The organism is Rhizobium rhizogenes NBRC 13257 (assembly GCF_000696095.1).
GTDB classification, from domain to species: domain Bacteria; phylum Pseudomonadota; class Alphaproteobacteria; order Rhizobiales; family Rhizobiaceae; genus Rhizobium; species Rhizobium rhizogenes.
Map to the genome: position 1 here is coordinate 1 of NZ_BAYX01000006.1, position 18,609 is coordinate 18,609.

The 18,609-nt window shown below is 60.2% G+C and carries 18 protein-coding genes; 10 read left to right on the plus strand and 8 right to left on the minus strand.

Annotation, left to right across the window (positions count from 1 at the left end; translation table 11 throughout):
• Window positions 1-116 precede the first annotated feature (116 nt).
• Window positions 117-911, plus strand: coding sequence for an aldolase (locus RRH01S_RS14240; protein WP_007688689.1), 795 nt, complete (start codon window positions 117-119; stop codon window positions 909-911).
• A 56-nt stretch (window positions 912-967) separates the two neighbouring features.
• On the opposite strand, the gene ctlX is transcribed toward RRH01S_RS14240, so the two are convergent.
• Both ctlX and ocd read right to left on the minus strand, forming a co-directional pair.
• Window positions 968-1,900 carry a citrulline utilization hydrolase CtlX gene (gene ctlX, locus RRH01S_RS14245; RefSeq protein ID WP_042472232.1) on the minus strand — a complete coding sequence of 311 codons (933 nt, stop codon included), beginning with the start codon at window positions 1,898-1,900 and terminating at the stop codon, window positions 968-970.
• 13 nt (window positions 1,901-1,913) lie between these two features.
• A complete protein-coding gene (ocd, locus tag RRH01S_RS14250) occupies window positions 1,914-2,963 on the minus strand; it encodes an ornithine cyclodeaminase (RefSeq protein WP_042472236.1) in 1,050 nt (349 codons plus the stop codon).
• Window positions 2,964-3,109: 146 nt separating this feature from the next.
• On the opposite strand from ocd, the gene RRH01S_RS14255 reads away from it, so the two are divergent.
• From RRH01S_RS14255 to eutC, 3 genes are all read left to right on the plus strand, one after another.
• On the plus strand, window positions 3,110-3,547 hold the full coding sequence (locus RRH01S_RS14255; RefSeq protein WP_007688685.1) for an Lrp/AsnC family transcriptional regulator: 438 nt from the start codon (window positions 3,110-3,112) through the stop codon (window positions 3,545-3,547).
• 294 nt (window positions 3,548-3,841) lie between these two features.
• Window positions 3,842-5,233, plus strand: coding sequence for an ethanolamine ammonia-lyase subunit EutB (locus RRH01S_RS14260; protein ID WP_042472240.1), 1,392 nt, complete (start codon window positions 3,842-3,844; stop codon window positions 5,231-5,233).
• A gap of 1 nt (window position 5,234) precedes the next feature.
• Window positions 5,235-6,008, plus strand: coding sequence for an ethanolamine ammonia-lyase subunit EutC (eutC, locus tag RRH01S_RS14265; protein ID WP_007688679.1), 774 nt, complete (start codon window positions 5,235-5,237; stop codon window positions 6,006-6,008).
• A 39-nt stretch (window positions 6,009-6,047) separates the two neighbouring features.
• Here the strand turns inward: eutC and RRH01S_RS14270 are convergent, their stop codons facing one another.
• Complete coding sequence (locus RRH01S_RS14270; protein WP_007688678.1) at window positions 6,048-6,617, minus strand: helix-turn-helix domain-containing protein; 570 nt, start codon at window positions 6,615-6,617, stop codon at window positions 6,048-6,050.
• Between the two features lie 120 nt (window positions 6,618-6,737).
• Between RRH01S_RS14270 and RRH01S_RS14275 the strand changes: the two genes are divergently transcribed.
• Complete coding sequence (locus RRH01S_RS14275; RefSeq protein WP_042472247.1) at window positions 6,738-7,859, plus strand: aminotransferase; 1,122 nt, start codon at window positions 6,738-6,740, stop codon at window positions 7,857-7,859.
• Window positions 7,860-7,912: 53 nt separating this feature from the next.
• Here the strand turns inward: RRH01S_RS14275 and RRH01S_RS14280 are convergent, their stop codons facing one another.
• The 3 genes from RRH01S_RS14280 to RRH01S_RS14290 form a co-directional block, all read right to left on the minus strand.
• Window positions 7,913-9,130, minus strand: a complete 1,218-nt coding sequence (locus RRH01S_RS14280; protein WP_015918172.1) for a tetracycline resistance MFS efflux pump — start codon at window positions 9,128-9,130, stop codon at window positions 7,913-7,915.
• A 328-nt stretch (window positions 9,131-9,458) separates the two neighbouring features.
• Window positions 9,459-9,983 (minus strand): DUF992 domain-containing protein, encoded by a 525-nt coding sequence (locus tag RRH01S_RS14285; protein WP_007688673.1) that lies wholly within the window; start codon window positions 9,981-9,983, stop codon window positions 9,459-9,461.
• A 276-nt stretch (window positions 9,984-10,259) separates the two neighbouring features.
• Window positions 10,260-11,498 (minus strand): adenylate/guanylate cyclase domain-containing protein, encoded by a 1,239-nt coding sequence (locus RRH01S_RS14290; protein ID WP_042472250.1) that lies wholly within the window; start codon window positions 11,496-11,498, stop codon window positions 10,260-10,262.
• A 286-nt stretch (window positions 11,499-11,784) separates the two neighbouring features.
• Here RRH01S_RS14290 and RRH01S_RS14295 point away from each other — a divergent pair, with 286 nt between their 5' ends.
• The 3 genes from RRH01S_RS14295 to RRH01S_RS14305 all read left to right on the plus strand — a co-directional run bounded on the left by RRH01S_RS14295 (window position 11,785) and on the right by RRH01S_RS14305 (window position 15,091).
• Complete coding sequence (locus RRH01S_RS14295; RefSeq protein WP_042472254.1) at window positions 11,785-12,957, plus strand: M20 aminoacylase family protein; 1,173 nt, start codon at window positions 11,785-11,787, stop codon at window positions 12,955-12,957.
• A 197-nt stretch (window positions 12,958-13,154) separates the two neighbouring features.
• Entirely contained in the window at window positions 13,155-14,447 is a 1,293-nt protein-coding gene (locus RRH01S_RS14300) for an NAD(P)/FAD-dependent oxidoreductase (protein ID WP_042472257.1), read from the plus strand.
• 50 nt (window positions 14,448-14,497) lie between these two features.
• The gene (locus RRH01S_RS14305) at window positions 14,498-15,091 is read left to right on the plus strand and encodes a nucleoside 2-deoxyribosyltransferase (protein ID WP_015918168.1); all 594 of its coding nucleotides are present in this window, start codon (window positions 14,498-14,500) and stop codon (window positions 15,089-15,091) included.
• A gap of 131 nt (window positions 15,092-15,222) precedes the next feature.
• On the opposite strand, the gene RRH01S_RS14310 is transcribed toward RRH01S_RS14305, so the two are convergent.
• Window positions 15,223-15,732, minus strand: coding sequence for a L,D-transpeptidase (locus RRH01S_RS14310; protein WP_374188755.1), 510 nt, complete (start codon window positions 15,730-15,732; stop codon window positions 15,223-15,225).
• A 601-nt stretch (window positions 15,733-16,333) separates the two neighbouring features.
• Here RRH01S_RS14310 and RRH01S_RS14315 point away from each other — a divergent pair.
• Together RRH01S_RS14315 and RRH01S_RS14320 are read left to right on the plus strand one after the other, a co-directional pair.
• The gene (locus RRH01S_RS14315) at window positions 16,334-16,585 is read left to right on the plus strand and encodes an AbrB/MazE/SpoVT family DNA-binding domain-containing protein (protein ID WP_007688665.1); all 252 of its coding nucleotides are present in this window, start codon (window positions 16,334-16,336) and stop codon (window positions 16,583-16,585) included.
• Window positions 16,582-16,980 carry a type II toxin-antitoxin system VapC family toxin gene (locus RRH01S_RS14320; RefSeq protein ID WP_007688664.1) on the plus strand — a complete coding sequence of 133 codons (399 nt, stop codon included), beginning with the start codon at window positions 16,582-16,584 and terminating at the stop codon, window positions 16,978-16,980. The genes RRH01S_RS14315 and RRH01S_RS14320 overlap by 4 nt, the downstream gene beginning before the upstream one ends.
• An 87-nt stretch (window positions 16,981-17,067) precedes the next feature.
• Here RRH01S_RS14320 and serA read toward each other — a convergent pair whose 3' ends face one another.
• The gene (gene serA / locus RRH01S_RS14325; protein WP_007688663.1) at window positions 17,068-18,306 is read right to left on the minus strand and encodes a phosphoglycerate dehydrogenase; all 1,239 of its coding nucleotides are present in this window, start codon (window positions 18,304-18,306) and stop codon (window positions 17,068-17,070) included.
• Window positions 18,307-18,609: the final 303 nt, after the last annotated feature.

The following is an 18,609-nucleotide window of genomic DNA, read 5'->3' on the forward strand; positions in this document are numbered from 1 at the left end:
CTGTGGCTGTTTCAAGTTCAATGATAAGGGACGTTTGCATTGACAAGAAGCGCCTGCCACGGATCAATACCGGCTAAGCAACCTGAAAATACGACGGTCTCATCGAAGGATTATCCATGGCGCATTCACTAAAGACCCAGACCGCTCCCGGTGCCGCAGGCCCAAATCAGCCGGCCCTCGATTCCGAGGAGGTCTGGCAGGCCCGCGTCGATCTAGCCGCATGTTTTCGCATGGCTGCCAGACATGGGTTGGAGGAAGGGATCTGCAATCATTTCTCCGCGGTGGTGCCGGGATATGACGACCTGTTCCTCGTCAATCCCTATGGCTATGCCTTTCGGGAACTGACGGCATCCATGCTGCTGGTTTGCGACTTCCACGGCAATGTCGTCTCGGGGACCGGTCAGCCGGAAGCGACGGCGTTCTACATCCACGCCCGTATCCACAAGAACGTCCCGCGCGCCAAAGTCGCTTTCCACACGCACATGCCCTATGCCACCGCGCTCTCGATGACAGAAGGAGAGCCGCTGATCTTTGCCGGACAGACGGCACTGAAATTCTACGGCCGGACGGCGTTTGACAGGAATTACAACGGTCTGGCGCTGGACGAGCGTGAAGGCGACCGTATTGCTTCAACGATCGGGGATGCGGACATCGTCTTCATGAAGCACCATGGGGTCATGGTGCTTGCTCCCAATATCGCCGAGGCCTGGGATGATCTCTATTATCTGGAGCGGGCTTGCCAGGTTCAGACGCTTGCCCTGTCGACTGGAAGAGAGGTTGTCGCGGTTGATCCGGCCATCGCGGAGGCGGCTTATCGGCAGATGCGGGAGGGTGACCCGGAATCCGCTCGCCTCCACCTTGAGGCGATTAAGCGCACGCTCGATGTAGAAGCACCACACTATCGCGATTGATGCCTATTTCGCCTGCTGCGATATGTGGAAGAATGCGGTCACGCTGATTTTGGTTGTCAGCGCTTTACCAGATGGATGCCCGCCAAGGTGCAACGGACCGACCCGCCCGCTTTCTCGATCGTCGGGATATCAAGGGCGACGGGTTTGGCACTTTCCTCGATCGCGGCGAGCTGATGCCGGTCGAGGCAGGCGAGCGCCGTGGTCGAAAGCGCCAGGATACGGCCGTCCTTTCCCTGAAGCTCCAGGGCGTTGCCGGCAAAGTGCGCAATCTGTTCGTTCGTCAGTGCAACGATGTTCCGGCCGGAACGCTCCAGTCGGGTGACGATCTCCTGCCGTCTGGCCGGATCGGTCATCATGTCCAGCCCGATCATGGCGAAATCGGTGGCGATGCACATCAGGACATTGGTGTGATAGACGGCGACGCCATTTTCGTCGCGGGCGTCGAACACCATCGGCTCGTAGTTGAAATGGGTTGAGAAGCGTTCGAGCGCAATCGGATCGGTGCGGTCGGAGCGCACCGCATAGGCGACCCGGTCGATATGGTCGAGCACCATGGCGCCGGTGCCCTCGAGAAAGAGCCCGTCGGGTTCGAGGCCCGAATAGTCGATGACCTCCTGCACTCGGTATCGGGTCTTCAGCATTTCGATGACGTCGCTGCGCCGCTCGCGACGGCGGCTGACGGCTTTCATCGGATAGATCGCGACGTGACCGCCGGCATGGGTGGAGAACCAGTTGTTGGGAAAGACCGAATCCGGGGTCAGCCGACCGGTATCCTCGAACAGATGCACCTCGACGCCGTGACGTCCGAGTGTCTCGGCCGCCTCGGTTATTTCCCCGTGCGCCACGGAAGAGAGGTCTTCTCTGATGTCCTGGCTGCTCTGAAAATGATTGTCGGCCGCCGTTTCCGTGTTCACGGTGAAATGGTGCGGACGCACCATGGCGACTGCGGAGGGTGCCTGAATGGAATAGGCTGAATGTCTGGACATCATCTTACTCCTACGCCTATCTTGCCCGCTGCAGCATGCCGAAGAGATCGCGCGGATCGTCGGGATCGGCGATGATGTCGAGGTCCTGGTAGAACCCCGTGCCCTTGAGCCGGTCGCGGACATAGCGGAGTGCGGAAAAATCTTCGACTGCGAAGCCGACGCTGTCGAACAGGGTGATCTGGCCGGCCGTGCGCCGCCCCTCCGCCTGCCCGGTGATGACTTTCCACAATTCCGTGACGGGGTAGTCCGGCTCCATCTGCTGGATCTCGCCCTCGATGCGCGTCTGCGGCGGATATTCGACGAAGGTATCGGCGCGCAGCAGGATATCGCGATGCAGTTCGGTCTTGCCGGGGCAGTCGCCGCCGATGGCATTGATATGGACGCCGGCGCCGATCATGTTGTCGGTGAGGATCGTTGCACATTGCTTATCGGCGGTGCAGGTGGTGATGATGTCGGCGCCTTCGATCGCGGATTGCGACGAGGTGCAGGCGGTGACCGTCAATCCGCTGCCTGAGAGGTTGCGCACCATCTTCGCCGTCGCCAAGGGATCGATATCGAAGAGCCTGATATGATCGATGCCGCATACGGCTTTCATGGCAAGCGCCTGGAACTCCGCCTGCGCGCCATTGCCGATCATCGCCATGATGCGTGCGCCCTTCGGCGCCAGATGCCGTGCCGCCATGGCGGAGGTTGCGGCGGTGCGAAGTGCGGTCAGCAGCGTCATTTCCGTCAACAGCACCGGATAGCCGGTCGAGACTTCCGCCAGGAGGCCGAAGGCGGTGACGGTCTGCAGGCCCTGCGCCATGTTCTTCGGATGGCCGTTCACATATTTGAAGCTGTAGATCTCACCATCCGAGGTCGGCATGAGCTCGATCACGCCCTCGCGGGAATGGGAGGCGACACGCGGTGTCTTGTCGAACAGCTCCCAGCGGCGGAAGTCCGCCTCGATGACGTCGGTGAGCTCGGCGAGCAGGGTCTCCAGCCCGATATGATGGACGAGCCGCATCATGTTCTCGACGCTGACGAAGGGAACGAAGGCTTTTTCCGATGGAAGGGGTGACGACATCACGAATTCCTCTGGCGCTGGGCTGATAGACAGAGGCTAGCCTTCCCAAGTGTTGGCCGAAAGCGCAAAACTGTGCTAATTCCGGCAGTCGATTGTACAATTTGTTCAGCCGGATTGCATAAATTTACTAGCCCGGAGTGGGAGACATGGATGTCGCGAAATATTCACCCGATGATCTCGACCGCCGCATCATCGGCCATCTTCGCGCCGACGGACGCGCCTCCCTGACCAAGCTTTCGGATGCACTCGGCGTTGCGCGCGGCACCGTGCAGAACAGGCTGGACCGCCTGATGGAGACGGGGACGCTGCTCGGATTTACCGTGCGGGTAAGAGAAGACTATGATCTGAGCGCGGTGCATGCGGTGATGATGATCGAGGTCGTCGGAAAATCGACGACGCAGGTCATTCGCAGGCTGCGCGGTCTGACGGAGATTTCCGCCCTGCACACGACCAACGGCAACTGGGATCTCGTCGCCAATATCCGCGCGGCGAGCCTTGCGGATTTCGACCGCGTTCTGCGCGAAGTGCGGATGATCGACGGCGTTGCCAACAGCGAGACGAGTTTGCTGCTCAGCAGCGTTTGATCGGGTTTCTCGGATCTGGTGACCAATGCCGGGTCATTCGCGCGATTTTTAGAACTTGCTGAACTGCGGCGTTTCGGTGGCGGTTGCGATAATACGGCTTGCTCGCGTCCGGTCATGCAGACATTGTAGTTGAAATCGGCTTCCGGCCGTATGATGACATAGCATGGATATCGGCGGTGCGCGGCACGGGAGGCTGCATCGCCGGTTGGGAGGGGACCGAACTGACGATCCACTCGGAGGGCTCAAGCTTCGTGATGAAGCCCCGGCTCTCCTCAACCGATAGATTTGCCTCCCATGCCCTACACGACGACGATCGAGAATACGGTCTTCCGCTTTGGTGATTTGAAGGATCTTCTTGCCAAGGCGACGCCGGAGCGTTCCGGCGACCAGCTCGCGGGCATTGCCGCATCAGGTCCGGTCGAGCGTCTGGCCGCGCAGATGGCGCTGGCCGATCTGCCGCTGAAAGCGTTCCTGAGCGAGGAAGTGATCTCCTCCGACGATGACGAGGTGTCGGCGCTGATCGCCGCGCGCCACGATGCGGCGGCCTTTGCGCCGATCTCGTCACTCACGGTCGGCGAATTCCGCGAATGGCTCTTGAAGCCTGAGACCGGGCAGCGGGCGCTCGAGGCGGTTACCTATGGCGTGACGCCGGAGATGGTGGCCGCAGTCTCGAAGATCATGCGGCTGCAGGATCTGATCTCGGTCGCGGCCAAGCGTGAGGTCGTCACCCGCTTCCGCAACACGATCGGCCTGCGCGGACGGCTGTCGACGCGCAACCAGCCGAACCATCCGACCGACGACAGCCGCGGGATCGCTGCCTCGGCCATCGACGGCTTGCTGATGGGATCGGGCGACGCGGTGATTGGCGTCAATCCGGCGACCGACAGCGTCGCGGATTATATCCGTATCGTCTCCCTGCTCGACGAACTGCGCGAGCGGCTGGCGATCCCGACGCAAACATGCTGTCTCGGGCATGTGACGACGGCGATTAGGGCCATCGAGGCCGGCGCGCCGGTCGATCTTGTCTTCCAGTCGGTAGCCGGCTCGCAAAAGGCGAATGCCGGTTTCGGCATCAATCTCTCGCTGCTGAAGGAAGCTTATCAGGCCGGCCGTTCGCTGAAGCGCGGCATGCCCGGCGCTAACGTCATGTACTTCGAGACAGGGCAGGGAGCGGCCCTGTCCGCCGACGCGCATTTCGGCGTCGACCAGCAGACGATGGAGGTGCGCGCCTATGCGGTTGCGCGCGAATTCGATCCGATGCTCGTCAATACGGTCGTCGGCTTCATCGGCCCGGAATATCTCTTCAACGGCAAGCAGATCATCCGGGCGGGGCTAGAGGATCATTTTTGCGGCAAGCTTCTCGGACTGCCGATGGGGGTGGACGTCTGCTACACCAACCATGCCGACGCCGATCAGGAAGACATGGATACGCTGCTGACGCTTCTGTGCGCCGCCAACGTGAACTTCGTCATCACAGTGCCGGGCGCCGACGACATCATGCTCAACTATCAGTCCCTTGCCCATCACGACGCCATTTACTGCCGCGAAACGCTGAACCGTGCGCCGGCGCCGGAATTCGAACGCTGGCTCTGCGAGATTGGCCTGACCGATAGGGCAGGCGCTCTGGTCGGGGCGCCGGCAATGCTGACGGATTATTTTTCCAGTTCAACCCTTGTTGGAGCCTGACATGGCCAATTCCGTCATCAATGCGCGCGCGGCAAGCATCGTCGATCTCAAGGACATGACGGATGCGCGCGTCGCGCTCGGTCGTTTCGGCGCGGGCGCGCCGACAAAGGCGGCGCAGGCCTTTCTGCTCGACCATGCGCGAGCTCGCGAAGCGGTCTGGTCGTCGGTCGATCAGGAAGGTCTGCAACGGCAGTTGCTGGATCTGCAGCTCGATGCCGTCGTGGTCGAGAGCCTTGCCGGAGACCGGAGCCAATATGTCCGCAGGCCCGATCTCGGCCGCAAACTGTCGGCGACATCGCTGGCGCAGCTGGACGCGATCCGGCATGGCGACGATGGGTTTGATGTCGTCATCATCGTTGCCGATGGCCTTTCCGCTAGCGCCGTTGATATCAATGCCGCTGCCGTGGTTGGGGCACTTGCCGACCGGTTGCGCCGGCATGGGTTCTCGTTGGCGCCGGTGGTCATTGCCAGTCAGGCGCGTGTCGCCCTATCCGATCCGATTGGCGAGGCGCTTGCGGCCAAGACGGCCATCATGCTGATCGGTGAACGCCCTGGCCTTTCCGCCGCCGACAGCCTCGGGGCCTATGTCACCTATTCTCCCCGATCGGACACACCCGATTCCCGTCGCAACTGCGTTTCCAACATCCGCGAAGGCGGACTGCCCATCGCGGCGGCGGCCGACCAGATTATCGAACTTGTTATCGCCATGCGGATGACCGGCATCAGCGGTGTCGGGCTCAAGGATGCCGTGGCGAAGCTGGAGGTGACGGCGTAGGTAAAGCTCCCCTGGAGTCGGCTGAATGTTTACAAAAGATCACGAGATCACGTTTCGCACGAACCGGACCGGTGTCTCGTCCGGGTTGATATAGGCATAATCCTGGGCGGTGCTGTAAACGGCAAAGGTCCCGGCCTTGTAGTCGCGGGTCTCGCCGGAGCGTTCGAGGCGCAGCACGCCTTCGGTGATATAGATCATTTCATGCCATCCCTGCGGGTCCGGTTCGGCATCGTAGCGATCGCCGGGTCCGAGCGACCAGAGCCACATCTGGGCTTCGAGGGAGGCCGGGGCCGAGCCCAGGAGTACGGCCAGACTTTCCCCATCTTTGCCGCGCCATGTCACCTGGTTGATGTCGGCCCGCGATGCGCGCGTCGGGTCACGCACCAGATCGACGAAATCCACGCCGAGAGCCGCCGCCAGCTTGTCGAGGCTGGACAGGCTGATATTGGCATCGCCTGCTTCCACCGCGATGATCATGCGCCGGCTGATGCCGGATGCCTCGGCAAGCGCCGTCTGGCTGAGGCCGGCTGATTTTCGCAGGCGGCGCAAGTTGCCGGAAACATGGGCGAGAACGTCGCCACGTTCTTGACTGTGCAATATATTGCTCATAATGTCTTTCTATTCCAATTGCTGTCGCCGTTCAACAGCCTTTCGACGTGTCTGCCAAGGCAGGATCGCGACGGATGCGTTGTACGCGCGATCCGCCAGATACGAGTGAGGGAGCAGGACATGAAGATCCGCGATTTCGGCGTCGAAATATGGATGAACCGCTATGAGACGATATGTGAATGGAACCTCGCCGAGACCTGTGTCGAGTCGTTGACCGTGGCCGAACTGCTGGCGATGGCGGGAAAGACGGAGACGATCCTGTCGGAACTGCTGCCGCTCAAGTTGACCTATGGCGCGATCGAGGGCAGCGATCGGCTGCGACGGCTGATTGCCGGCCTCTATGAAAAGCAGGCCGTGGAGAACGTCGTCGTGACCCATGGCGCGATCGGCGCCAATGCGCTGGTGCATGAAACCCTGGTCGAGCCGGGCGACCGGGTCATTTCCATCCTGCCGACCTATCAGCAGCACTATTCCATTCCGGAAAGTTACGGCGCTGACCTGCAGATCCTCAAGCTTACCGAGGCGAACGGTTTCCTGCCTGATTTGCAGGAGTTGTGGCGACTGGCCACGCCCGACACGAAACTGATCGTCCTCAACAACCCGAACAATCCGACGGGTGCCCTGATGGACCGCGCCTATCTCGAAAAGATCGTCGAAATCGCGCGTATCTCCGGGGCGTGGATTCTCTGCGACGAGGTCTATCGCGGCACCGATCAGCAGGGAGAGGGCATGACCGCCTCGATTGCCGATCTCTATGAAAAGGGAATCAGCACCGGCAGTATGTCCAAGACCTATTCGCTGGCGGGCCTGAGGCTCGGCTGGATCGTCGCCCGGAGTGAATTGATCCATGCCGTATCGATCCATCGCGACTACAATACCATCAGCGTCGGCATGCTGGACGATCATTTCGCGGCCATTGCGCTTGAGAACCGCGACAAGATTCTCGCCAGAAGCCAGGCCATCACCCGAACCAACCTTGCCATTCTGTCCGAATGGGTCGACGGCGAGCCGATGATCTCCTGGGTCAAGCCGAAGTCCGGCACGACGGCGCTTCTCAAATATCATCTGCCGGTGTCGTCCGAAGATTTTTGCATCAGGCTGCTCGAACGGACGGGCGTCATGTTGACGCCCGGTAATGCCATGGACATGGAGGGATATCTGCGCATCGGCTACGCGAACAGCGAGGCGATCCTGCGCGAGGGTCTCAAGCGTTTATCACAGTTTCTGAAGGAGCAACGATAAGTGGTGACCTGATCCAGGGCGCGCTGGCTGATGGCCGGTTGTGCGCTCTCCCGTCAGGCGCTGGTGTCTTGCAAGGCGGATCGACCCGAAAATATTGCCAGGGCCAGAACGATGAGAGTTGCGCCGACCCAATAAGGGGTTGCCGCACCCAGCATGGTACAGATTGCTGCAAGCAGTGGTGCGAACAGCCGCGCCAGCGCTTGTTGCCCTTGATAGGCTCCCTGCAATTGCCCCTGGTTCTCGGGTGAGGGCGAGCTTGTGGCCAAGGCGTTCATTGCGGGCTGGAACAATCCGTCGCCCAAGGTAAAGACCAGGATGGCCGGGATGAGCAGGGCTGTCGAGGATGCGAACGCTATGGCGGCGATCAGGACAAAGCCAACGGCATTGATCAACAGGCCGGCGCGGATAATGCGATGGTTACCAAAGCGGGGCAGCAGTTTTCGCGTCAACATGCCCTGGCTGAGGATGTCCATCACCCCGACGGCGAGCAAGACCATGCCGATGTCAAACGGGCCGAAGTGCAGGATCCGCATAAGATAGGCCGAAAAATTGCTCTGCATCATTGCGCCTGAAAAGAAGAAGAGGAAGGCCGCGGCAAAGGCGATGGAGGTCGACCGCCTGTGAAGTATCGCGGAATAATGCGAAAATGCGCCCAGGGGATTCCACCTTATTTCCTGTTTGCGCAATTCCCGAGGATGGCTTTCAGGCACAGCGACGTAGACCCACAGAATGTTGAGAAGCATGAGAGCTGCTGCGGCGAACAGAGGTATCGAGGGCGAGATTTCACCAAGAAGCCCAGCGGCGACCGGCCCGACGATGAACCCCGCGCCCCCGGCAGCGCCCAGCAGGCCGTATAGGCGCGCCTGTTCGGCCGTCGGTGTCACGTCGGCAGCGCAGGCATAGAGCGTGCTGATGTTTCCGGCGCTCAGTCCGTCGATCACCCTGCCGGCAAACAATATCCAGATCGATCCTCCGATCCCGAATACGAGATATCCGAGTGCGGAGCCGAAAAGCGAGGCGATCAATACCGGCCGCCGGCCAAATCGATCGCCACAAGCACCAAGCACGGGCGCGGCGATGAACTCGCATAGGGCATAGGTCGAGCCGATAAGGCCGATATAGGGGGCGATCTGCTCCTGCTGCACATAGTGGCCGATGAGGAAAGGCACCACCGGATCGACTAGGGTAAGCCCGGAAAAATTAAGGAAAACCGATACGATCAGAACGGCACTGGGGCCGGTCAGACGTGAGGCGAGGCTGTTTCCATTCATAAGGCTGGCTCCGATCGACGGATCCAGCCGGAGCAGCATGTCGTCAGGACAACCACACGGACGAACCCGTGGCGCAATTGCGCCTGGATCGTCGGGGTATCTCAGGGAGAGAAGAGCTCGTCTTCTCGCAAGGACCAGAGCTTCCCTCGCGGGAAGGGCTTGGGCCTACCGAGACCAAGCCTGCCTTTTTCGACGGACGAGCCGTAGCATGAGAGCCACGCCTCGGCAAGAAGCGCCCGCCACTCAAACACAATGGCCGCCCCAGTGTGGAGGCGGCCATTGGTTCGAATAGATGTGGTCCGTCGCCGCCCTGGGACGGCAGTGGATATCAATCCACCGATGTCAGCGTCACCGAGGTGCCGGTGGCGGCGACATTGAGGCCGAGCTGGCCGGTCACGCTTACCGTCTGAAGATGGATCGAGCCGGAGGTGCCGCCGACCAGGATATTGGTGCCGATACCGACGCCGAGCGTCGCCTCGGCGGTTGCGCCCTGATAGAGGCCGCTCAGCGAACCATGATGATAGCCGGCTGTCGGTGCGAACACGGCCCAGACGAGCTTGCTGCGGGTGGTGAAGCCAAGATCGACGCCCATCTTGCGGATGGCGCCGCTATAATGGTCCACGCGCTCCTTGCCGACGGTCGAGTGGAAGGTGCAATCGACTTCCTTGGCTGAGCCGAGCACATAGCCGACGCCGCCGCCGATCTCGCAAGTGAGATAGCCGATCTTCACGCCGTTGCGCTGGTCCTGGTCCTGCTCCTGATAGGAGGGCGACAGGTCAGCCGCGCGTGTCACGGCCGTGCCGGCGACGATCAAAGATGCGGCCGAAAATGCCAGGGTGAGTATTTTTTTCATCTGTTTTCTCCTTGTCAGAGTATTCCGGGTGTCATGCACCCTTTTGATCGAGCCGTTTACGGTCAGCTCTTACTAACGTTTGTCGTCGCAGAAGGATCCCACAAAAATAAGGCGGCCATCGCACTTATCCCGATGATAATATAAGGATCTCCGTAAGCGACGTCATCCCCGCCGGCTCTTCACGTTTTGCGACGGGCTTTATTACACCCATGTTTTGGCCATTGATCACGCAGGATTGAAGATGATGGGCCTTTGGTAGGTCCATCAATCCCGCGTTCAACCGCGGCTTGTTGCCGGCGTGAGGGCAAAGACGTCGACTCGCTCGCCTAGACCCTTGAGGGGGAAGGCGCCGAGACTTTCCATCTCGGCTGCGCAGCCCGCCATATCGACGAAGGCCTTTGAGAGGAGAACGGGCCGCTTGACCTCCTTGGTCAGCGTTTCCAGCCGCGAGGCGATGTTGACGGCCGGTCCGATCACGGTGAAGTCGAGGCGGGTGCTGGAGCCGATATTGCCATACATGACATCGCCGACATGCACGCCGACGCCATAGCGCAGCACCTCGCGGCCATTACGGCTGTTTTCCTCGTTCAGCGCGGCAACCGCCGCCGCCGCCTCGTCGATCGCCCGCAGAAGATTGGCGCAGGCATCGGGATTGCTGAGCGGGAAAATAGCCAGCAGTCCGTCGCCCATGAATTTGAGGATCTCGCCGCCGTGTTTCTCGATCGGCTCCGACATCGCGTCGAAATAGCCGTTCAGAAGCTCGATGACATCGTCGCGCGGCCACATGCCCGAAATCGTCGTGAAGTCGCGCAGATCGCAGATGAGGATGGCGGCGCCGACGGTGGTGCCGCTGCCGCGGGTGGTCGCGCCGGCAAGGATCTGTTCGCTGGCATGCGGCCCGACATAGGTGCGCAGCAGCGTGCGCGCCAATATGTTCTTCAACCGGATCTCCGTCACCAGCGTCAGGGCCGGCAGCAGATCCTTCAGGAAGGTGACGTGTTCTTCGGTAAAGCCGCCCGGCGCGTCGGAGGCGAAGGTGGCGATGTGGCGCTTGCCGAGCGTGTGATAGATCGGCCAGGCAATGTATTCCGTCAGCCCCTCGGCCCGCATTTCGTCGTAGAGGGCATAGGCGAAGCCACCCGGCCCTGGCTGCTCGAGCTGCTGGCGGACCTCGAGCGCGCCATTGAAGATCTCGTTCATCGGGCTCAGCAGGAACTGGGGTGTCTTTTCGACACCATAGCTGAAGGTGGTGATATCGGCTTCCTCCAGCCCCGTGCGCCACAGAATTCGCGCGCCGAGCCATTGCGGATGAAGCGTCCTGAAATGCAGCGTCGCCCTGCCGACGGGGACGCCGGCGGCGCGCAATCTCTCGCAGAGATCCACGAGGATATTGTCGATGAAACGTTGCTCTCGCGTGTCCTGTATCAACCAGTCGAGGATCTTGCTCCGCTTGGTCGGCCAGGTGCCGTCGCGCTCGTCATGCGAATCGGCAGCCGCCTGCGTTGAGAATTGCATTACCCATACCCCACAAATACTTGGCCTGTTTCGGCCGCAACGTTGCTTGCTGCCGAGATGCGAATATACGCCCATTGCCGTTTGGCTGGAACGACAATCGCCCTGGCCGCGGATTTTGTAAATCGCAAGGCAAGGCGCGCTTCATTTTTCTCGGGCGCTATGTCAGGCATCCGCGCGAGATGACTGTACGCCCATGCCGCGCGGCGCTATGTCTGATCCTGATCCATTCCGCCGGTCATCGGTGATCCCAGCGCCGATGCGAAGCCATTTTTGCAGGAGAGCTCTCATGAAACCGTCCGAAGCATCGCTCGTCATCGCGGACGAAGCCAAGATATGGCGCCGCGACATCCATCAGCACCCGGAGATCCTGTTCGACCTGCCCCGCACCTCGGCGCTGGTGGCGGAGAAATTGCGGGAATTCGGCTGCGACGAGGTGGTGACCGGGATTGCGACATCGGGGGTGGTGGCGGTGATTTCGGGCAACAGGGGCGCTGGCAAGACGATCGGGCTTCGCTGCGACATGGATGCACTGCCGATGTCGGAACAGACGAACCTGCCCTATGCCTCGAAAGTGCCGAACATGATGCATGCCTGCGGGCATGACGGCCACACCGCCATTCTTCTCGGCGCGGCCAAGCGCTTTGCCACGGAGCGGAATTTTGCCGGCAAGATCGTGCTCGTCTTCCAGCCGGCGGAAGAGGGCGGCGGCGGCGGCCGTGTGATGCTGGAGGAAGGCTTGCTCGAGCGTTTCGGTATCGAGGAAGTCTACGGCATGCACAATCAGCCGGGGCTTGATGTCGGCTCGTTTGCGATCCGCAGCGGTCCGATGATGGCGGCGGGCGACCGCTTCGTCATCACTATGACGGGGCTCGGCGGTCATGCGGCCACGCCGCATCTTGCCCGCGACCCGGTGCTTGCCGCCTCGCATCTGGTCGTCGCGCTCCAGTCGATCGCATCCCGTTTCATTGATCCGCTCGATTCCGTCGTCGTATCTGTCACCTTTATCAGCGGCGGTGATCGGAAGGCGCTGAACGTCATCCCGCCGGCGGTTGAGATCGGCGGCACGATCCGCACCATGCTGCCGGCGACGCGCCGCGCCGTCGAACAGCGGTTCCGTGATGTGGTCAAGGCGACGGCGGCGCTCTACGACGCCGAAGCCGCAATCGACTGGCGCCCGGGATATCCGGTGACCGTCAACGATGTCGAGAAGACCTCGGTAGCCATTGCCGCCGCCGAAAGCATCGTCGGCGCGGAACGTGTCGATGGCAACTGGCCGATGACCATGGGTTCCGAGGATTTCTCCTACATGCTCGAAAAGCGGCCCGGCGCGATGATCTGGCTCGGCAATGGCGACAGCGCCGATCTGCACAATCCGGCTTACAACTTCAATGACGATGCCATCGCCTATGGCATCGATTATTGGGCCGCCGTGGTTGCGCAGCGGCAGTCGCCCAGCTGATTAAGTGGTAGATATGGGCGAACGGAAGATAAGCGATTGCGGCCGAGAGCCATGGCGACACCTTCTGTTTCGGGGATCTGGCGGCATGAATTGCATCGAAAAGATGCTCGTTTGTCCGCGGCGCTTCCGATGGTGCCTTATCCGGCTTGTCTAGGAAGTGCGGCGCGGCCGAAGATCATGAAAACAGGATAAGTCCCATGTATATCTCCCCTCCGACCCCAGCGGAGAACCTCTATCTCAAGACGGCGACACCGGTGCCGGCAACCGAGCCGCTGCCCGGCGACGCATCCGCCACCGTCGGGATCGTCGGCGCAGGCTATACCGGTCTTTCGACGGCGCTACATCTTGCCGAAAAGGGCATTTCCACCATCGTGCTCGACGCCAGCGAGATCGGCTGGGGATGCTCGGGCCGCAATGGCGGCCAGGTCAATTCGGGGCTGAAGGCCGATCCCGTCGAGGTGGAACATGCGTTCGGGCGCGAGCGCGGCCGACGCATGCTCAAGCTGGCCTATGGCGGGCCCGACGAAGTGTTTGATCTGATCCAGCGCTTCGACATTGATTGCGCTGCCCGCCAGAGCGGCACGATCCGCGCCGCGTTTTCGCAAGCCGGTGGCAAGGCTGCGGCGTCACTCGTCAGCCAGTGTGTCGAGCGCGACGTGCCCGTGGAGCTTCTGAACCGCGAGCAGGTTGCTGAGCGCACGGGGACGACGCGCTATCATTCGGCCTGGTTCGATCCGAGAGGCGGTCAGCTCAACCCGCTTGGCTATGCGCGTGGCCTTGCCCGCGTGGCGATTGCCGCCGGCGCGCGTATTCACACGAGGACGCCGGCCTTGTCCGTTCATCCGGAAGGCCCCGGCTGGCGCATCGATACGCCGACGGGCAAGGTCAGGGTCGAGAAGCTCGTTATCGCGACCAATGGCTATACCGGCGATCTCTGGCCCCGGCTGAAGACGGCAATCGTTCCGGTCTACAGTTCCATCGTCGCGACCGATCCGCTGCCGGCGGAGCTTGCTGCATCGATCATGCCGACGCGTTCGGTGCTTTATGAAACCGGCAGGGTCACCGTCTATTATCGCATCGACGATCAGGGAAGACTGCTGATGGGCGGGCGCGGCAAGCAGGCGCCGAGCGACGCGGCCGGCGATTATGCCCATCTCGTCGCCTATGCGGAACGCCTGTGGCCGGCGTTGAAAGGGCAGCCTTGGCCGCATCGCTGGTACGGGCAGGTGGCAATGACCAGGGATCATTATCCCATTCTCGCCGAGCCGGCTGCGAACGCCTTTGTCGCGCTTGGCTATAACGGGCGCGGGGTCGCGATGGCGACGCTGATTGGCCGGCTCCTGGCGGAGCGGCTTGCTGGTGTTCCGGAAGAGGAGATCGTCTTTCCAATCCGGCGCGATTTCCAGACATTTGCTTTTCATCGCTTCTGGAAGCTTGGCGTTCTTGCCCGTGTCGCCACGGGGCGTGTACAGGATGCGATGGAAAAATGAGTGCCGCTCGATAATTTCAGGGCCGCACATCCGAACAAAGAGGCACTATAGTGAGAGCATATTTGGCAGGCCCGGAGGTCTTTCTTCCGAACGCACGGGAAATCCTCGACCGCAAGATCGCCTTGGCGCGCAGCTACGGTTTCACGCCGGTATCGCCGGGCGACCTGGTGGTTCCGGAGACCGAAACGAAGCGGCAGCGCGGTCTCGCGATCAGCGCCATCAATGAAAGCCTGATGCTGAGCGCCGACCTGATCATCGCCAATCTGACGCCCTTCCGGGGCGTCGCCGCGGATGTCGGCACGGCCTTCGAGTTGGGCTTCATGTGCGCCCGCGGCTGCCCGGCCTTTGCCTTTTCCAACAGCACGAAGAGCCATTTCGAACGGGTGAGCCGCTTCTACGGCGGCTCCATCCATTTGGGTGACGATGGGCGTTATCGCGGCACGGACGGAATGTCGCTCGAGAATTTCGATATGGTCGACAATCTTATGCTGGATGGCGGCATCGAGAGCCGCAGCGGAACGATTATCACGCGGGAAGTGGAGCCCGACAGGCTGTTCCTCGATCTCACAGCCTTCGAAGAATGCCTGCAGGTGGCTGCGGATAGATTGCTGGCGGGTGCAGTGCACGCCGAGCAATCTGCCTAAGAGGTTCGGCTACGTCGGCGGGCCGCATCCAGGTCGACCTGATTTGCCCCCACGCGAAAACAGCAGACGACAATAGGCTTTTTGGCGGATCTGCAAATGTCCTCATAGACCACAGCAGCGCTGGGGTGCAATCAAAGCACGACGACCTTTGTACCCACGCCGACCCGACCATAGAGATCCATCACATCCGGATTTGCCATACGGATGCAGCCAGAAGATACCGCCTTGCCGATCGAGTTGGGCTCGTTGGTGCCATGGATGCGGTAGAGGGTGGAACCGAGATAGAGTGCTCTCGCTCCGAGAGGATTATTGAGGCCGCCATCCATGCGGTCAGGCAGTTCTGGCCGGCGAGCGATCATTTCCTTGGGCGGCGTCCAGGTCGGCCACTCCGCTTTGCGGCTGATCGTCTCCGTGCCCTTCCAGGCGAAGCCCTGTTTGCCGACACCGATGCCGTATTTGAGAGCAGTTCCGTCGTTGAGCACAAGATAGAGACGCTTCTCCTTGGTGGAGATCACGATTGTGCCAGGATCATAGCCGGAAAAGGAGACAACCGTGCGCGGGATGGGTGACCGCGCCAGGCTCGCTCGCCTGTCATCCTTGACGCCAGAATTGAGTTGGGGAGAGATCGCGCCCCGATCGATCGAAGCCCGCCGTTGTGGACGAGGTCGCGACGGGAAATCACCGTCTTCGTCGTCATAATAGCCATAGTGATCACCACGATAATAATAGTCATCGTCGAAACGACGATCATCGCGATAGCGCGGCGGTGTCTCCCGCCCATAGTGCGGAGTAGCATAGCCGCCGTCCAGGTCGTCGCCATAATCCGGCAAATATCGCCATTCCTGGGCATGCACGGAGACGCTTGTCATCAGCACAGCCAGAGCGGGCAAAAGGATCAATCTTGAAGTCTTCATGTCACAACCAACTTCCCGAACAACGCACGGGACTGCGCCCCGCGTCGACGGGGTATGCGTGTCATCGACAATTTCGGAAGCGGCAGGCATAATTGTGGCAGCGGCAATCGAAAGCCGAGATTTTCCGACCTGTTTTTGAAGGCCCCTAGTACAGATGCGCAAGGGGAGGGTCTGGGATTGAGGATTTGAATTGCGTGGGCAAGCATCCGACCCAGGCGGCTATATTGCCGCTAGGCCACGAAATCGGCCAATAAGATTCCTGATGAGCTTGATGGTAATGAGAATTTCAATTACTATCCAATCATATTCAGCGAAAAGGAATTTCCCCATGACTTCACTGGCGGTAACGATGAAAGGGCAGATCACGCTAAAGCGGGATCTGCTGCAGCACCTCGGTATCAAGCCGGGTGAACGGATCGACTTTGACAAGCTGCCAGGCGGCGAGCTTCGGGTGAAAGCGGCAAAGCCGACTGGCACCATCGATAGCTTTATCGGTCGGCATGCGGGCAAGGTCAAAAAGCCGATGACGATTGAGGAAATGAACGAGATTGCCGCCTCTGGTTGGGCGGGGGAAGAATGAAAATTTCGGTCGATACAAATGTGTTGGCTCGTGCTGTTTTGCAGGACGATGCAACGCAGGGCCACGCCGCCGGCAAGCTTCTAAAAGAGGCCTCGCTTATCGCGGTTTCGTTGCCTTGCCTGTGCGAGCTGGTTTGGATACTTCGCCGGGGCGCGAAGCTGCCGAAAGAAGATGTAGCCATAACGATCCGCGATTTGCTGGATGCCGGAAATGTGGTGATGAACCGGCCCGCTGTGGAAGCCGGGCTTGCGATTCTCGAAGCCGGCGGTGATTTTGCGGACGGCATCATGGCCTATGAGGGCAATTGGTTAGGCGGCGAAACCTTCGTCTCATTCGATAAACAGGCGGTCGAACTGCTTGCAGAGCAGGGGCAGACGGCGCGGCTGCTGTCCTAACGAATTGCCCTCATCGGTTGGAAACTCAGTCTCATTGGATCGCCAGTAGCGAGCTACTGATTGAATTCCTCGACACGGCGACCGGCATCAGTAGAGCAATCGAGCTCGTATCGTTCCCGGGATCTGGCGAAGCGCATCCAGTATGTCATCGGCTGTCTGGCCGACGCCTTCGGCTTCAATGACCACGTAGCCCGTGTCGCCGTGCGTCTGCAGGAACTCACCGACGATATTAAGTGCGCGGGATGAAAAAATCGCATTCAGGCTGTTTAGCATGCCAGGGCGATTCTCATGAACATGGATGAAACGCGTGCCGTTTGGACGTGGCGGCAGTTGAACCTGGGGAAAATTGACGGCGCCCAGCGTCGATCCGACGTCGGAATATTCCACCAGCTTCCTGGAGACTTCCCCTCCGATGCGCTCCTGCGCTTCTTCCGTCGAGCCGCCAATATGCGGCGTCAGAATGACATTGTCCAAACCCTGGAGCGGCGTTTCGAAACGCTCGTTGTTTGATGCCGGCTCCCTGGGGAACACGTCCACAGCCGCGCCCGCGAGATGTCCTTCTTTCAAAACCTTCGCAAGCGCTTCGAGATCCACCACGGTCCCGCGGGAGTTATTGATGAAAAGCGCTCCCTTTTTCATTCTGCGCAGTTCGGTCTCGGTTATCATGTTCTGCGTTGAGCTGGTTTCGGGAACATGCATCGTCACGAAATCCGAGATTTCGAGAAGCTCGCCAAGCGTGGCCATCGATTCTGAATTGCCGTGGCGAAGCTTGTCCGAAGGATCGAAATAGCGCACGTTCATGCCCATGCTTTCCGAAAGAACGCTAAGCTGCGAACCGATGTTGCCGTAGCCCACGATACCAAGCGTTTTTCCGCGCACCTCACGACTGCCGACGGCGGATTTGTCCCATCCGCCCTCATGAGCAGACGCCGAACGCGGGAAAATCCGCCGGGTCAGCATTATGATCTCACCGATCACAAGCTCGGCGACCGAGCGGGTGTTCGAATAGGGAGCGTTGAATACGGGGATGCCGCGTCGGCGGGCCGCATCCAGGTCGACCTGATTTGTCCCCACGGAAAAACAACCGACGGCAATAAGCTTTTTGGCGGAGCTAAAAATTTCCTCCGTCAGCTGGGTGCGTGAGCGAATTCCGACAATATGCGCCTCGGCTATGAGACTTTTGAGATCCTTGTCATCCAGAGCCTTCGGCAGATGGGTCACATTGACGTAGCCGGATGACGTAAAGTAGTCCACGGCGCTCTGGCTGATGCCTTCAAGCAGAAGGACGGAAATCCGCTCGCGCGGGAGAGAAAGTTGTCGGGTCATTGAATTGCTTTCGATTCTCGAATTCGACGAAGCTGGGGTCTCTTGTCGGCCATAGAGCACGCAGATATGGCAAATTGTTTAGCGACCATCCAACGGATAGTGCAAGAGCAAACTCCACTCTGGCGGCAGACAGGGAGATATCAGTCCGTTCAATCGCCCCCAAAGGATCCACCGTGAGCAACATTGATATTGCCGGGCGTCGAGCATCGCTCACACAAAGGCTTGAACAATCGGCCCGCATCATCGCCCGTGCCCTATTGCCATTAAGTTTGGGATGCCGATCGAAGTTTTATTCTCAAAATG

What these genes read in the sequence shown, in the direction of transcription:
- RRH01S_RS14240 (WP_007688689.1), top strand. Translation starts at nt 117, where the DNA reads ATGGCGCATTCACTAAAGACCCAGACCGCTCCCGGTGCCGCAGGCCCA.
- ctlX (WP_042472232.1), bottom strand. Translation starts at nt 1,900, where the DNA reads ATGATGTCCAGACATTCAGCCTATTCCATTCAGGCACCCTCCGCAGTC.
- ocd (WP_042472236.1), bottom strand. Translation starts at nt 2,963, where the DNA reads ATGTCGTCACCCCTTCCATCGGAAAAAGCCTTCGTTCCCTTCGTCAGC.
- RRH01S_RS14255 (WP_007688685.1), top strand. Translation starts at nt 3,110, where the DNA reads ATGGATGTCGCGAAATATTCACCCGATGATCTCGACCGCCGCATCATC.
- RRH01S_RS14260 (WP_042472240.1), top strand. Translation starts at nt 3,842, where the DNA reads ATGCCCTACACGACGACGATCGAGAATACGGTCTTCCGCTTTGGTGAT.
- eutC (WP_007688679.1), top strand. Translation starts at nt 5,235, where the DNA reads ATGGCCAATTCCGTCATCAATGCGCGCGCGGCAAGCATCGTCGATCTC.
- RRH01S_RS14270 (WP_007688678.1), bottom strand. Translation starts at nt 6,617, where the DNA reads ATGAGCAATATATTGCACAGTCAAGAACGTGGCGACGTTCTCGCCCAT.
- RRH01S_RS14275 (WP_042472247.1), top strand. Translation starts at nt 6,738, where the DNA reads ATGAAGATCCGCGATTTCGGCGTCGAAATATGGATGAACCGCTATGAG.
- RRH01S_RS14280 (WP_015918172.1), bottom strand. Translation starts at nt 9,130, where the DNA reads ATGAATGGAAACAGCCTCGCCTCACGTCTGACCGGCCCCAGTGCCGTT.
- RRH01S_RS14285 (WP_007688673.1), bottom strand. Translation starts at nt 9,983, where the DNA reads ATGAAAAAAATACTCACCCTGGCATTTTCGGCCGCATCTTTGATCGTC.
- RRH01S_RS14290 (WP_042472250.1), bottom strand. Translation starts at nt 11,498, where the DNA reads ATGCAATTCTCAACGCAGGCGGCTGCCGATTCGCATGACGAGCGCGAC.
- RRH01S_RS14295 (WP_042472254.1), top strand. Translation starts at nt 11,785, where the DNA reads ATGAAACCGTCCGAAGCATCGCTCGTCATCGCGGACGAAGCCAAGATA.
- RRH01S_RS14300 (WP_042472257.1), top strand. Translation starts at nt 13,155, where the DNA reads ATGTATATCTCCCCTCCGACCCCAGCGGAGAACCTCTATCTCAAGACG.
- RRH01S_RS14315 (WP_007688665.1), top strand. Translation starts at nt 16,334, where the DNA reads ATGACTTCACTGGCGGTAACGATGAAAGGGCAGATCACGCTAAAGCGG.
- RRH01S_RS14320 (WP_007688664.1), top strand. Translation starts at nt 16,582, where the DNA reads ATGAAAATTTCGGTCGATACAAATGTGTTGGCTCGTGCTGTTTTGCAG.
- serA (WP_007688663.1), bottom strand. Translation starts at nt 18,306, where the DNA reads ATGACCCGACAACTTTCTCTCCCGCGCGAGCGGATTTCCGTCCTTCTG.